This window comes from Pseudochrobactrum sp. XF203 (genome assembly GCF_020341615.1).
GTDB lineage: Bacteria > Pseudomonadota > Alphaproteobacteria > Rhizobiales > Rhizobiaceae > Pseudochrobactrum > Pseudochrobactrum saccharolyticum.
Genome location: NZ_CP084392.1, coordinates 3,332,835 through 3,346,332, shown reverse-complemented (window position 1 = coordinate 3,346,332; position 13,498 = coordinate 3,332,835). Strand labels below are relative to the sequence as shown.

The window sequence follows — 13,498 nt, the reverse complement described above, 5'->3', positions numbered from 1 at the left end:
CTTGAATGCTGCGGTCAAGTGAATTATATAAGACATACTAAAGAAAGGTATGAAATGGCTTTACGCGGCAGACCGCGCAGCTTTGATCGCGAAGATGCGCTGGACAGAGTTATGAAAGTTTTCTGGGAAAAAGGCTATGAATGCGCCCAGATTAACGACTTTACTGCGGCTATTGGCATTACCCCGCCGAGTTTTTATGCCGCTTTTGGCTCCAAGGAGCAGGCCTTCCGTGAGGCGGTGGATCATTACACCGCAACAATCGGCGGAGCGCCTCTGGTTGCGCTGGATAAAGCGGAGACGATTCAGCAGGGCATCCGCGCCATGCTGGAAACTCATGCGGATAAAACCTATGCTTGTTCTGCAGGCGGCTGCATGGTCAGCGTCAGCAGCATCCAGTGCAAACCGGAAAACAAACAGGTCAAAGAATTTCTCAAAACCATTCGTCAAACGGCTTTTGAGCGGATTTTCGCCCGCTGTGAGCGCGCGCTGAAAGACGGCGACCTGCCGCAAGGCACAGACCTGACGCAGATGGCAGAATTCTACCATGCCATGTTGCAGAGCCTGTCCTATGAAGCCCGTGACGGCGGCAGCCGCGAGTCTGTGCAAAGCATTATTGAAATGGCTATGCGCGCCATGCCGGAGCGTGTAACAGTACCGGCCTGACAAACGGGACATCAGAAGAAATGATGAAAACCTATAGTGGCGGCTGTCTGTGTGGCTCCATCCGTTTTGAAGCGCAAAGTGATCCCTTAAAGCTCAAGCCCCATGGTTGCTGCTGCAAGAACTGTCAGCAACATACCGGTTCACTCACAGCCGTGTGGGTGGAGTTTGCGGCTCAGGCCGTGCGCTGGACAGGGGAAGGCGGCGAGCCTGCCACATATCGCTCCTCCCATTATTCCAAACGCGCTTTTTGCCCTGCTTGTGGCAGCTCTGTCGGAGCGATTGATGATGAACCGGTTGTGGCGCTGCTGCTCGGCTGTTTCGACGATAATAATCAGCCGGAATTCGCACCGGAATATACGTCTTTTGAAGATATGAAGCCCGACTGGTGGCATCCGGAACGCCGATAGAACCACAATGACCAGCCAGACAATCGCCTCCGTCCTCATCCATGTCAGTGATGTTGCTACAGCCTTGCAATGGTATCAGCGGGCTATTCCGCAGGCTGTAGCCTGCCGACTAGATGAGTTTGATTTCAACTATCTCAAAATCGGTTCTGTTGATCTGGAGATCGTGCCTGCGGATGAAAAAGTGGCCTCAGGTACTGCCGGTTCAGTCGTCTATTGGCAGGTGGAGGATTTCGATCAGGCTGTCGCGCATCTGCTTTCAGTCGGCGGCACTCTTTATCGCGGCCCGTTAAATATTCAGGACGGATTGCGCATGTGCCAAATCCGCGATCCATGGGGCAATTGCATAGGCCTTCGTGGCTAAAATAAAAAACCCGCCGGAATGGCGGGTTTTTTGTTGTCAATATTAGCTAAATCAGCCGCGCCCGGATTAACCTCGCAATGTGCCGCCGGTCTGCTTGGTAACAGCTTCGACGATCCGCCTGGCTACGCCTTCCAGATCTTCATCGGTCAGTGTGCGGTCAAGCGGCTGCAACACCACTTCCACAGCCACAGACTTCTTGCCCTCACCCAGCGATGCGCCGGTGAAAATGTCAAACACCTGTGCACCGGCAATCAGCTTCTTCTCAGCAGAATTTACCGCACGGACAATCGCTGCTGCATCAACAGTGCTGTCGACAACAAAAGCAAAGTCACGCTTCACGCTCTGGAACTGCGACAGTGTCAGAGCAGGTTTGGTCGCACCGGATTTTTGTTTTGGCTCAGGGATCGCATCGATAAACACTTCAAAGCCGCACAGAGCGCCCGAAACATCAAGCAGTTCCAGTGCATCCGGATGGAACTCACCGAAAGTACCAAGCACCACTTTAGGGCCGAGCTTCAGAGTGCCGGAACGACCCGGATGATACCATGACGGACCACCGGCTTCGATCTGAATACGGTCAACCGGCGCACCGCAGGCTTCAAGAACCGCCAGTGCATCCGCTTTGGCATCAAACACGCCAACATTTTGCGCATTGCCGGACCAGAAGCGACCTGCACCTTCAACACCGGCTGTACCGCGACGGATACCGCCAGCCACACGGCGCTGGTCTTCCGGCTTGTCGCCTTCATAGGTACCCGACACTTCGAACAGCGCCAGATCAGCAAAACCGCGATCCGCATTACGCTGGGCTGCGGACAACAGACCCGGCAGCAGCGAAGGGCGCATATCCGACATATCGGATGCAATCGGATTTGCCAGCTTCAATTCCGGTTTGCCGCCGCCGAAAGCTTTGGCCTGTGCTTCCGAAATGAAGGAATAGGTCACCGCTTCCATCATGCCGCGTGTTGCCAGAATGCGTTTAGCAAGGCGGGTACGAATTTGCAGAGTGGTCAGGATTTTTGTGTTTACACTGCCCATATTCGGCAGCGGCTGCGGTTCAATCTGATTGATGCCGTGAATACGCATCACTTCTTCAACCAGATCAGCTTTGCCTTCCACATCGCCGCGCCATGACGGTACCTTTACCTGAAGCACAGCCTTGCCATCACCTTCAACCGCGAAGCCGAGGCGTGCCAGAATATCCGCAGATTCCTGATAGGAGACTTCAATACCGGTCAGGCGCTTGACTTCCGATACCGGAAATTCAATCGCGCGCGGGCTGTATGGTGTGTAGCCGACAGTTTCTGTTTCGGTTGGCTCACCGCCGCAGAAATCCAGCACCAGTTTCGTTGCCAGTTCAACACCGGATTCCATCATTTCCGGATCAACGCCGCGTTCAAAACGATAGCGTGCATCGGTGATGATACCCAACTCACGACCGGTACGCGCAATCATACGCGCATCCCAGAGCGCGGATTCAATCAGCACATCCGTGGTGTTTTCATCGCAACCGGAATGTTCACCGCCCATGATACCGGCAATGGATTCCACGCCTTTTTCATCGGCAATCACATAATGATTTGCAGACAACTTATATTCGCGCTGATCGAGTGCCAGTACGGTTTCACCTTCTTTGGCAGCGCGAACAGTCAGGTTGCCCTGCACTTTGGCAGCATCAAACACATGCAGCGGGCGGCCATAATCGAAGGTCACATAATTGGTGATATCCACCAGTGCATTGATCGGGCGCAGACCGATTGCTGTGAGGCGCTGCTGCAGCCATTTCGGGCTCGGGCCGTTTTTAACGCCCTTCACCAGACGCAGCGAGAAACCATTACAGAACGGCTTGTCAGCATCCTGATCGAGAATAACTTTAACCGGTGTAGCGCCTGCACCTTTAACCGGTGTAATCACATCACCTTTCAGCTTGCCGAGACCGGCTGCTGCCAGATCGCGAGCAATACCGTGCACACCGGTGCAATCCGCACGGTTTGGTGTGAGGCCGATTTCGATGACCGGATCATCAATGCCCATATAGGTCGCAAAGCTCATGCCTACCGGCGCATCTTCCGGCAGATCGATAATGCCGTTATGCTCATCAGACAGTTCCAGCTCGCGCTCGGAACACATCATGCCGAAGCTCTCAACACCGCGGATTTTGCCGACAGACAGCGTAACATCGAGACCCGGCACATAGTCACCAGGCTTACCAAGGACACCCACCAGACCGGCGCGGGCATTCGGTGCACCGCACACGACCTGTACCGGCTGACCCTCACCGGTATCAACGGTGAGAACGCGCAGCTTATCCGCATCCGGATGCTGAACGGCTGTCAGCACTTTGGCGATTTTAAATGTTTTAAAGGCCGCGCGGTCATCAACCCCGTCCACTTCCAGACCGATATCTGTCAGCTTTTCGAGAATTTCTTCCAGCGTGGCGTCGGTTTCAAGGTGATCCTTGAGCCAGGAAAGCGTGAATTTCATCTGTTTATACCTTCCTGTATTTACGCGCTCAGACCGCCGAACAATGTCGGCAGATCAAGCGGGCGGAAACCATAGTGATTGAGCCAGCGCACATCCGCATCGAAGAAAGCGCGCAGATCAGGCATGCCGTATTTCAGCATCGCGATACGGTCGATCCCCATGCCCCATGCAAAGCCCTGATAGACATCCGGATCATAGCCCGCATTGCGCAGTACATTCGGATGCACCATGCCGCAGCCGAGAATTTCCAGCCAGTCATTGCCTTCGCCGAATTTCACATTGCCACCGGAACGGTCGCACTGAATATCAACTTCCATCGACGGCTCAGTGAAAGGGAAGAAGCTCGGACGCAGACGCATCTTGACTGAAGGCACTTCAAAAAACGCCTTGCAGAACTCTTCCAGCACCCATTTGATATTGGCAACATTCGAGGATTTATCGACAACCAGACCTTCCACCTGATGGAACATCGGTGAGTGGGTGGCATCAGAATCCATACGATAGGTCTTGCCCGGAATAACGATACGGATCGGCTCATCGCGACCTTGGCTTTCACGCAGTTTCGCAAAGCGCTCCATCGTATGTACCTGTACCGGCGAAGTATGGGTGCGCAGCAGCTTGCGCTCACCATTTTCATCCGGCTGGAAGAAGAATGTATCGTGCATTTCACGCGCCGGATGACCTTCAGGGAAGTTCAGCGCCGTGAAATTGTAATAGTCGGTTTCAATGTCCGAACCTTCGGCAATAGAGAAACCCATATCGGCAAAAATTGCCGTAATCTCATCAATCACCTGAGAAATCGGGTGAATACGACCGCGCGATGCAGCGGAAGGGCGCACCGGCAAGGTCACATCGACCTTCTCGCGCTCCAGCTTCTCAGCAATTGCAATTTTACGCAGCTCGGCTTTACGTGACGTCAACGCATCCGTGACACGGTTTTTCAGTCCATTAATGGCCGGTCCCTGTGTCTGGCGCTCTTCAGGGCTCATTGCGCCCAGCGATTTCAGCTTTTCTGAAACCGAACCTTTTTTGCCGAGAACGGCAACACGCACGGCCTCAATCGCCTGTTCATCACCGGCAGCGGCAATCTCTGCCAAAATGCCCTGTTCGAGTTGTTCAAGATCGCTCATTATTCAGATCCTTGATAATTGTGCCGTGCAACAACATCTGTTTTTCTCGCATGAAACAATGCGTAAGCCGCTTCTGCTCCATCCGGTATCGTTTTTATTTCAAACGAAAAACCCGCGCCAGTACCACCAGCGCGGGTTCTCCAAATACAATTTCAAAAGCTTTGGAAGAGCGGCTGGCTTAGTTGACAGCGGACTCAAAAGCGTTTGGAGTTGTGTCTTTCAGATATTCAAGCGCTTTCTTTGCGGATGCAACGAGCGCGCCGAATGCTGCTGGCTCATGAATAGCCAGATCCGACAGAACCTTACGGTCTACTTCGATGTTCGCTTTAGCAAGACCATCGATGAAACGGCCATAGGTCAGGCCATGCATGCGAACAGCAGCATTGATACGCTGAATCCACAGAGCGCGGAAAGTGCGCTTGCGGTTCTTGCGATCGCGGTATGCATACTGTTTCGAACGATCGACAGCAGCTTTAGCAGTGCGGATCGTATTTTTACGACGACCGCGGAAACCTTCAGCCTGCTTCAGGACTTTTTTGTGCTTTGCGTGAGCTGTCACGCCGCGTTTAACACGTGCCATAGTATGATATCCTTAAACTAATGCTTACAGGCCGTTCGGCAGGTAATTCTTGACAACAACTTTGGCATCGGCCTCGGAGAGAACCATGGTGCCGCGTGCATCGCGAATGAACTTGTTTGAACGCTTGATCATACCGTGACGCTTGCCAGCTGCAGCAGCCATCACTTTACCAGTACCGGTGATTTTGAACCGTTTCTTGGCAGCAGATTTGGTCTTCATCTTGGGCATTTTGCTACTCCTTAATTTTAGTCCCTGTCGTATCTGCGATACTCCACGCCTCTTATTTTAATCCCCCTCGTGCGCTGCACTCCGGGGCTTATTTTCAAGACGTTTTGTCTGCATAAAACAAAGACTCGATTGTACTTTCAGGCCGACCAAAGCCCGAAAAGCATACAAAACCGCCACGGCATGCCCTGCCGGTCGGTTTGAACAGCGCTTCAATACGCATAAATACAGTAAAAAGCAACTCTAAAGAGTCTAAATAAAAAGCCGCCCGTAGGCGGCTATTTCATTTTACAAAACAGAAACTGTTATGCTTATCCGCGCGGTGCGAGAACCATCATCATCTGACGGCCTTCAAGCTTTGGCTCTGCTTCAACCTTAGCGATTTCCGCAGTATCTTCCTTAACACGCTGCAACAGCTTCATGCCAAGTTCCTGATGCGCCATTTCACGGCCACGGAAACGCAAAGTAACTTTGACCTTATCTCCGTCTTCAAAGAAACGTCCTGCAGCCTTCAACTTCACTTCATAATCGTGATCGTCGATATTCGGACGCATTTTGAGTTCTTTGATCTCAACCGTCTTTTGCTTCTTACGCGCTTCGGCAGCTTTTTTCTGGTTTTGATATTTCAGCTTGCCAAGATCAACGATCTTACAGACCGGCGGCTCCGCATTAGGAACAATCTCAACAAGATCCAGACCCGCCTCTTCAGCGAGTGCAATGGCTTCCTGAATCGTCACTGTGCCATGGTTCTGGCCTTCGGCGTCAATAAGCTGAACCCGGGGTACCCGGATATCTCGGTTGGAGCGCGGTCCGTCTTTCTGGACCGGCGTCGCTCTGAACGGTCGGCGAATGGTCGTATTCTCCTCGAATTATTAAACATATACGGTGAATTCATGTCCGGATACGGGCTACGAATACCGCAGCTGCATCTTCAGCCTGTCTAAGGCACGCAGGGCAGCGCGAAAGTCAATAGCATCTTTTGAAATGCAAATCACCCCCCTCGGGGCAATATCAATGCAGTAAAATCACCCGAAAACCGGCTTAAAAGCTGCTTCTCATCACAGTTTCATTACTATGATGACAAATCGGCATCTGTGTGGCTGCTTTTAAAATGAGCATTGCCTCGCAGAATTTCAAGTTTATAGCTTGTGACAGCAATGTTTCGCCACCAAACAAATTTTATACGCCTAAACTTATAAGCATAGTCAGGAGCACCCCATGACCGATCAGGCCCCGCAGTTTCTTGATGTCAAAGGCACATCAATCGCCCTGCGTCACAGAAAAGGTGACAAAGCCCCCGGTCTTGTCTGGCTCGGCGGTTATTGCTCCGACATGCTCGGCGGCAAAGCCCAGCATCTCAACCAATGGGCGGAAGCGCATAATCATTCCATGCTGCGCTTTGACTATTCCGGCCATGGCGAATCCGGCGGTGAATTCAAAGACGGTACAATCTCGCTCTGGCTGGAACAGAGCCTTGCCACCTATCGCGCCTTCACAACCGGCCCGCAGATTCTGATCGGCTCCTCTATGGGCGGCTGGATTGCGCTGCGGATAGTGCAGGAACTCATCAAAGCCGGTGAAAAGCCTGCCGGTCTGATCCTGCTTGCCCCCGCTCCGGATTTTACTCAAGCCTTGGTAGAACCAGCGCTGACGGAAGATCAGAAAAACCAGCTTGAAACACAAGGCTATATGGAAGAGCCGTCAGAATATTCACCGCAGCCTTATATCTACACCAAAAACCTGCTCGAGGACGGACGTAGCAATCAGGTGCTCAACGGTATTATTGAAACCGGTTGCCCTGTCCATATTCTGCAAGGCATGGAAGACCCTGATGTGCCTTATGCCCATGCGCTGCGCCTCGTCGAACATCTGCCGGTTGATAATGTGACACTGACGCTGATCCGCGACGGCGATCACCGCCTCTCACGCCCACAGGATCTTGATTTGCTGACACGCACTGTGGAAGCCATGATCGCGCAAATATAACAATAAAAAGCCTGCAATAATCGGGAGGGGATCATGCGGTTTTCAGTGGTAGCATCGGCTGCGGTTGCAGCTTTTGTCGGCTTTGGCGGCACTTTGGCGCTGATTATTGCGGCAGCCACAGCGCTTGGTGCAACACAGGCTGAGACAGCAAGCTGGGTCACTGCCATATCACTGGCACTCGCAGTCTCGTCCGGTTATCTCAGCTGGCGCTATCGCATCCCCATCATTACCGCATGGTCAACACCGGGGCTGGCGCTAATCGGTGCCAGCATCGGCTTTACCATGCAGGAGGCTGTCGGCGCATTCATCGTCACCGCCGTCGCCATCATCATCACCGGCCTCATCAAACCGGTGGCAAAATTTGTCGAGCGGATTCCCGCATCCATCGCCTCCGGTATGCTGGCCGGTGTTTTATCGAGCTTTGTCATCAATGCCGCCAAAACACTGTCGCTTGACCCGTTACTAGTACTGCCGCTGATCGGCCTGTTTCTGATTATCCGTCTTTATAATCCGGCTATGGCTGTCATCAGTGTGCTGATCGGCGGTGTGATTTTTGCGCTGCTGCTTGGCCGTGCCGATAATCTACCAACACCGGAACTCTCCACTCTGACTATGATTGTGCCGGAATTTTCGCTGTCTGCGATGATCGGGCTGGCACTGCCGCTTTATCTGGTGACCATGGCTTCTCAAAATCTGCCCGGTTTTGCTGTGCTACGTGCCGCCGGTTATGAACCGCCAACCGCTGCCTGTCTGCAGGTAACCGGTCTTGTCTCGCTGATTTCTGCACCTTTTGGTGCCCATACCAGCAATATGGCAGCGATTTCAGCAGCAATCTGTACCGGTCATGATGCACATCCCGATCCGAAACAACGCTGGCTGACCGGACCGTTTTATGCACTGTGCTATCTGATTTTTGCGATTTTCGGCGCGTCACTGGTGGCGGTTTTTGCGGTGCTGCCGCCAGCATTAATTATGCTGATTGCCGGTCTGGGGCTGATCGGCCCGTTCATCAATGCCTTGTCGCTCGCTTTGAAAAACGAGCATGAGCGCTTTGCCGCAATTATCACTTTTGCCGTCACTGCTTCCGGCATTACAATCTTAGGCATCGGCTCGGCCTTCTGGGCGCTGATTGCCGGTCTGATCGTTGCCGGATCGGAATATCTTTCAAAATTCCGCTGAGAATTTAAAGCTTTGAAAAAGTTTAAAAATCAGTTCTGAAACACTGGTAAAACCGATCTGCTAACCCCGCAAAAACACCGATTTTGCGGGGTTTTTCTTGAATTCCGGCTCCGTACACACCACGTATTTTAGCGATTGATGATTACTTCGGATCATCAAGCTGATTTACGGAGCCATCTCATGAACACATCCGCATTGATCCGTCCAGCCTGGACACCGGCAACAATTGCACTGATGGTCTTAGGCTTTATCTTTTTCTGGCCGCTTGGTCTTGCCATGCTGGCTTATATCATCTGGGGTGACCGTCTGCCCGGCGTGAAACGCGACATCAATCAGGCGACTGATGAATTTGTCGGTAAATGCCGCCGCAAAGGTCAGGATTTCTCCCGCTTCACCGGCGGTATGCAATCATCCGGCAACAGCGCCTTTGATGACTGGCGTGATGAAGAGTTGAAACGCCTTGATGAAGAACGCCGCAAGCTTGATGAAGCCCGTTCGGAATTTGAAGCGCATATTCGTGAACTGCGCCGCGCCCGCGACCGTGAAGAATTCGAACGCTTCATGGCTGAACGCCGCAAAAACACATCAAAAGATGATGTGATTGAGCTGTAACCAGCGCGCATATTTACACACTATCTCAGAGGCGCATCGGCAGATGCGCCTTTCTTATAGTTCCGCTTATAACTCCATTGGCGAATCACCTATGATCCCCGCATGATCCTGTCCTTGTTCCGCAAACCTCCGCTTAAAAAAGCAGCGAAAAAACAACCTGCTCCGAAAGCACTGCGTGCCGAGCGGGCTTATTCCGTTGCGGGACGCAATCTGCCGCTGAGTGTCTGGGAAAATCCCCGTGCCAAAAGACTGACCCTGCGCATTGAAACCGGTGGCAAAGCTATCCGTGTTACCGTTCCGCCGCGCCTGCCGGAGCGTGAGCTTGATCTGTTCATTGCCCGTCATCACGGCTGGATTGAAGCACAAATTTCCAAAGTACCCGTCGCTGTGCCTTTTATGGACGGCAGCACCATTCATATTCGCGGCATTGCGCACCGGATTGTGCATGAACCGGCAAAGCGTGGCACCACAAGGCAGGATCACGATGAAAACGGTCAAGCCATTCTGATCGTGCATGGCGATGCCCAGCATATGGGACGACGCATTGCCGACTATCTGAAGAAACTGGCTAAAACCGATATTAACGGGCTGGTGCTGGTGCATACGGGGCGCATCGGTAAACCGGCAACTTCCGTCCGCTTTAAAGACACAACCAGTCGCTGGGGCTCCTGCACCTCGAAGGGGGATCTGGCATTCTCGTGGCGCATCATGATGGCACCGGCAGAGGTGATCAATTATCTGGTCGCTCATGAGGTTGCCCATCTGATCGAAATGAATCACGGGCCGGATTTCTGGGCGCTCTGCACCAGACTCTGCCCTGATACACCAACATCACGGGCATGGCTCAAACGGCATGGCAGTGCACTCCATGCGGTTTCCTTTGCCTCAGTGACGGATTAAGCTGTCCCTATGGCTTTTTACGCGCTAAACTCCATACCTACTCAATAAACAGTCTGAAATTAAGCAAATGTCCTCCTCCGCTATCGAAGTTAAAATCTGCGGCCTGAAAACGCCGGAAGCCGTGGAAACCGTTCTGAAAAACGGCGCCAGCCATATCGGCTTCATCTTTTTCCCGAAAAGCCCGCGTCATCTCGAGCCTGCACAAGCAGCCAGGCTTGCCGCTGCGGCTCGTGGAAAAGCGAAAATCGTCGCTGTAACTGTGAATGCGGATGATGCGCAGCTGGATGAAATTGTCGCTGTGCTGCAGCCGGATATTCTGCAATTGCACGGTAATGAAACACCGGAACGGGTGGCTGAGGTGAAGCAGCGCTACGGCCTGCCGGTGATGAAAGCCTTTTCCATCCGTGAAAACAGCGATTTTGATGTGGTTGCACCCTATCAGGGCATTGCAGACCGTTTTCTGTTTGACGCCAAAGCGCCAAAGGGTTCAGAACTGCCGGGCGGCAATGGTGTCTCTTTTGACTGGAACCTTCTGAAAGCACGGCAGGATCTGGGCAATTACATGCTTTCAGGCGGTCTGAACGCAGAAAATATTAATGTGGCTCTTGCCAAAACAGGCAGCTTTGCTATCGACATTTCATCAGGTGTTGAAAGCGAGCCGGGCAAAAAAGACGTGCATCTGATTGATGCATTTTTTGCAGCCGTGCGTGAAGCAAGCAATACGAAATAAGACTGCCTTATAGGCATCCATTTGAATCAAAGATCGGAAGCATATCTCATGTCGAGCGAGCTCAATTCTTTCAAAACCGGGCCGAATGAAGACGGCATGTTTGGTATTTACGGCGGGCGTTTCGTTGCTGAAACCCTGATGCCGCTGATCCTCGATCTGCAGTCTGCTTATGATGCAGCCAAAGAAGACCCTGAATTCAAAGCCGAATTGCAGGCACTCTCCACCCATTATGCCGGTCGCCCTTCCAAGCTCTATTTTGCTGAAGGCCTGACCCGTTATGTGCGTGAACAGGCGCAAGCCAAGGGCGGCAAAGGCGGCGCGAAGATTTATTTCAAACGCGAAGACCTGAACCATACCGGCAGCCATAAAATCAATAACTGCCTCGGCCAGATTCTGCTTGCCAAGCGCATGGGCAAAACCCGCATCATCGCGGAAACCGGTGCCGGTCAGCACGGCGTGGCATCGGCCACCGTTGCTGCGCGCTTTGGTCTGCCATGCGTGGTCTATATGGGCGCAACAGACGTTGAACGCCAGAAGCCGAATGTGTTCCGCATGAAGCTGCTCGGTGCGAAGGTCAATGCTGTGACCGCCGGTAACGGCACGCTGAAAGATGCGATGAACGAAGCCCTGCGTGACTGGGTCACCAATGTGGAAGACACCTATTACCTGATCGGCACGGCGGCCGGCCCGCATCCGTATCCGGAAATGGTACGCGATTTTCAATCTGTAATCGGCACTGAAGCCCGTGAACAGATGCTGGAACGTGAAGGTCGCCTGCCGGATGCGATTATTGCGGCTGTCGGCGGCGGTTCCAATGCGATCGGCCTGTTCCACCCGTTCCTCGATGATACATCAGTTAAAATCTACGGTGTTGAAGCCGGTGGCCTAGGCCTTGACGGTGACAAGCATTGCGCTTCCATGACCGCAGGCAATCCGGGCGTGTTGCATGGCAACCGCACTTACTTGCTGCAGAATGAAGATGGCCAGATTCTTGAAGGCCACTCGGTTTCTGCCGGTCTCGATTATCCGGGTGTGGGTCCTGAACATTCATGGCTGAAAGATACCGGTCGCGTGAATTACGTGCCGATTATGGATGATGAAGCGCTCGAAGCTTTCCAGATCACCACCCGCACGGAAGGCATTATTCCGGCACTGGAATCCTCCCATGCGATTGCACAGGCTCTGAAGCTGGCACCGGAAATGGATCAGGACCAGATCATGATCGTCAATCTCTCCGGCCGCGGTGATAAAGACGTGCACACAGTCGGCGAAATTCTCGGAATGGAAATGTAATCATGACAAAACGTATGGATGAGAAATTCGCGGCACTTCGCGCTGAAGGTCGCCCTGCGCTGGTCACGTATTTCATGGGTGGTGATCCTGATTACGCAACATCGGTTGAAATCATGAAAGCCCTGCCAAAGGCCGGTGCCGATGTGATTGAAATCGGTATGGCGTTTTCCGATCCGATGGCTGATGGCCCTGCCATTCAGGCCGCAGCCCTGCGCGCACTGCATGCAGGCCAGACTTTGCCGAAAGCCCTGCAGATGGTGCGTGACTTTCGCGTGAGCGATGACACAACACCGATTGTGCTGATGGGTTATTACAACCCGATCTATATTTACGGTGTTGAGCGCTTCATCAAAGATGCGCTGGAAGCTGGCATTGACGGCCTGATCGTTGTCGATCTGCCACCGGAAATGGACGAAGAACTTTGCATTCCGGCGATTAAAGCCGGCATCAATTTCATTCGTCTGGCTACCCCGACAACAGATGAAAAGCGTCTGCCGAAAGTGCTCGAAAACACGTCCGGTTTTGTCTATTACGTGTCGATGAACGGTATTACCGGTTCGGCTCTGGCAGATACAGCACAGGTTAGTGAAGCCGTTGCACGGATCAAAAGCCATACAGACCTGCCGGTTTGCGTTGGCTTTGGTGTCCGTTCAGGCGAGCAGGCAAAAGCAATCGGTGCATCGGCTGACGGCGTGGTTGTCGGCTCCGCAATTGTGGCTGCCATTGCCGCCACACTGGATGCCAATGACAAGGTTCAGGGTGATCCTGTTGCTGCCGCAACGGCTGTTGTCAGCGAGCTTGCATCCGGTGTTCGCAGCGCCCGCCTTGCTCCTGCCCAATAAGCAGCGTAAAATAGATAATTAACAGAGTGCCGCAAATTTGCGGCTTTCTTTGTGTTTTATACGATTTATGTTTAAAGACACAAAGACTTCAGGAATTAAGAACAAC

General features: G+C 52.7%; 15 protein-coding genes. 10 read left to right on the top strand and 5 right to left on the bottom strand.

What is annotated here, in order from left to right:
- Positions 1–54: 54 nt before the first annotated feature.
- From LDL70_RS15340 to LDL70_RS15330, 3 genes are read left to right on the top strand one after another with little or no spacing between them, the layout of a single operon-like run.
- On the top strand, positions 55–663 hold the full coding sequence (locus LDL70_RS15340; RefSeq protein ID WP_022709392.1) for a TetR/AcrR family transcriptional regulator: 609 nt from the start codon (positions 55–57) through the stop codon (positions 661–663).
- 20 nt (positions 664–683) lie between these two features.
- Positions 684–1,070, top strand: coding sequence for a GFA family protein (locus LDL70_RS15335; protein ID WP_075653950.1), 387 nt, complete (start codon positions 684–686; stop codon positions 1,068–1,070).
- A 7-nt stretch (positions 1,071–1,077) separates the two neighbouring features.
- Entirely contained in the window at positions 1,078–1,431 is a 354-nt protein-coding gene (locus LDL70_RS15330) for a VOC family protein (RefSeq protein WP_225685602.1), read from the top strand.
- Between the two features lie 66 nt (positions 1,432–1,497).
- Here LDL70_RS15330 and pheT read toward each other — a convergent pair whose 3' ends face one another.
- From pheT to infC, 5 genes are all read right to left on the bottom strand, one after another.
- Complete coding sequence (pheT, locus tag LDL70_RS15325; protein WP_225685600.1) at positions 1,498–3,915, bottom strand: phenylalanine--tRNA ligase subunit beta; 2,418 nt, start codon at positions 3,913–3,915, stop codon at positions 1,498–1,500.
- 20 nt (positions 3,916–3,935) lie between these two features.
- Complete coding sequence (gene pheS / locus LDL70_RS15320; protein ID WP_075653947.1) at positions 3,936–5,045, bottom strand: phenylalanine--tRNA ligase subunit alpha; 1,110 nt, start codon at positions 5,043–5,045, stop codon at positions 3,936–3,938.
- A gap of 178 nt (positions 5,046–5,223) precedes the next feature.
- A complete protein-coding gene (gene rplT / locus LDL70_RS15315) occupies positions 5,224–5,625 on the bottom strand; it encodes a 50S ribosomal protein L20 (protein WP_022709387.1) in 402 nt (133 codons plus the stop codon).
- A 24-nt stretch (positions 5,626–5,649) separates the two neighbouring features.
- Positions 5,650–5,853, bottom strand: coding sequence for a 50S ribosomal protein L35 (gene rpmI, locus LDL70_RS15310; RefSeq protein WP_028233248.1), 204 nt, complete (start codon positions 5,851–5,853; stop codon positions 5,650–5,652).
- 308 nt (positions 5,854–6,161) lie between these two features.
- Entirely contained in the window at positions 6,162–6,701 is a 540-nt protein-coding gene (gene infC / locus LDL70_RS15305; RefSeq protein WP_075653946.1) for a translation initiation factor IF-3, read from the bottom strand.
- Between the two features lie 367 nt (positions 6,702–7,068).
- Between infC and LDL70_RS15300 the strand changes: the two genes are divergently transcribed.
- From LDL70_RS15300 to trpA, 7 genes are all read left to right on the top strand, one after another.
- Positions 7,069–7,836, top strand: a complete 768-nt coding sequence (locus LDL70_RS15300; protein WP_225685598.1) for a carboxylesterase — start codon at positions 7,069–7,071, stop codon at positions 7,834–7,836.
- A 33-nt stretch (positions 7,837–7,869) separates the two neighbouring features.
- Positions 7,870–9,015, top strand: a complete 1,146-nt coding sequence (locus LDL70_RS15295; protein WP_225685596.1) for a benzoate/H(+) symporter BenE family transporter — start codon at positions 7,870–7,872, stop codon at positions 9,013–9,015.
- A gap of 180 nt (positions 9,016–9,195) precedes the next feature.
- Positions 9,196–9,627, top strand: a complete 432-nt coding sequence (locus LDL70_RS15290; RefSeq protein ID WP_151158819.1) for a DUF2852 domain-containing protein — start codon at positions 9,196–9,198, stop codon at positions 9,625–9,627.
- A gap of 102 nt (positions 9,628–9,729) precedes the next feature.
- Complete coding sequence (locus LDL70_RS15285) at positions 9,730–10,527, top strand: M48 family metallopeptidase (RefSeq protein WP_225685583.1); 798 nt, start codon at positions 9,730–9,732, stop codon at positions 10,525–10,527.
- Between the two features lie 67 nt (positions 10,528–10,594).
- Positions 10,595–11,257: a phosphoribosylanthranilate isomerase gene (locus LDL70_RS15280; RefSeq protein WP_213599640.1), complete on the top strand. Its 663-nt coding sequence runs from the start codon at positions 10,595–10,597 to the stop codon at positions 11,255–11,257.
- A 48-nt stretch (positions 11,258–11,305) separates the two neighbouring features.
- Positions 11,306–12,550, top strand: coding sequence for a tryptophan synthase subunit beta (gene trpB / locus LDL70_RS15275; protein WP_225685581.1), 1,245 nt, complete (start codon positions 11,306–11,308; stop codon positions 12,548–12,550).
- A gap of 2 nt (positions 12,551–12,552) precedes the next feature.
- Positions 12,553–13,392 carry a tryptophan synthase subunit alpha gene (gene trpA / locus LDL70_RS15270; protein ID WP_075653940.1) on the top strand — a complete coding sequence of 280 codons (840 nt, stop codon included), beginning with the start codon at positions 12,553–12,555 and terminating at the stop codon, positions 13,390–13,392.
- The last annotated feature ends 106 nt before the right edge of the window (positions 13,393–13,498 follow it).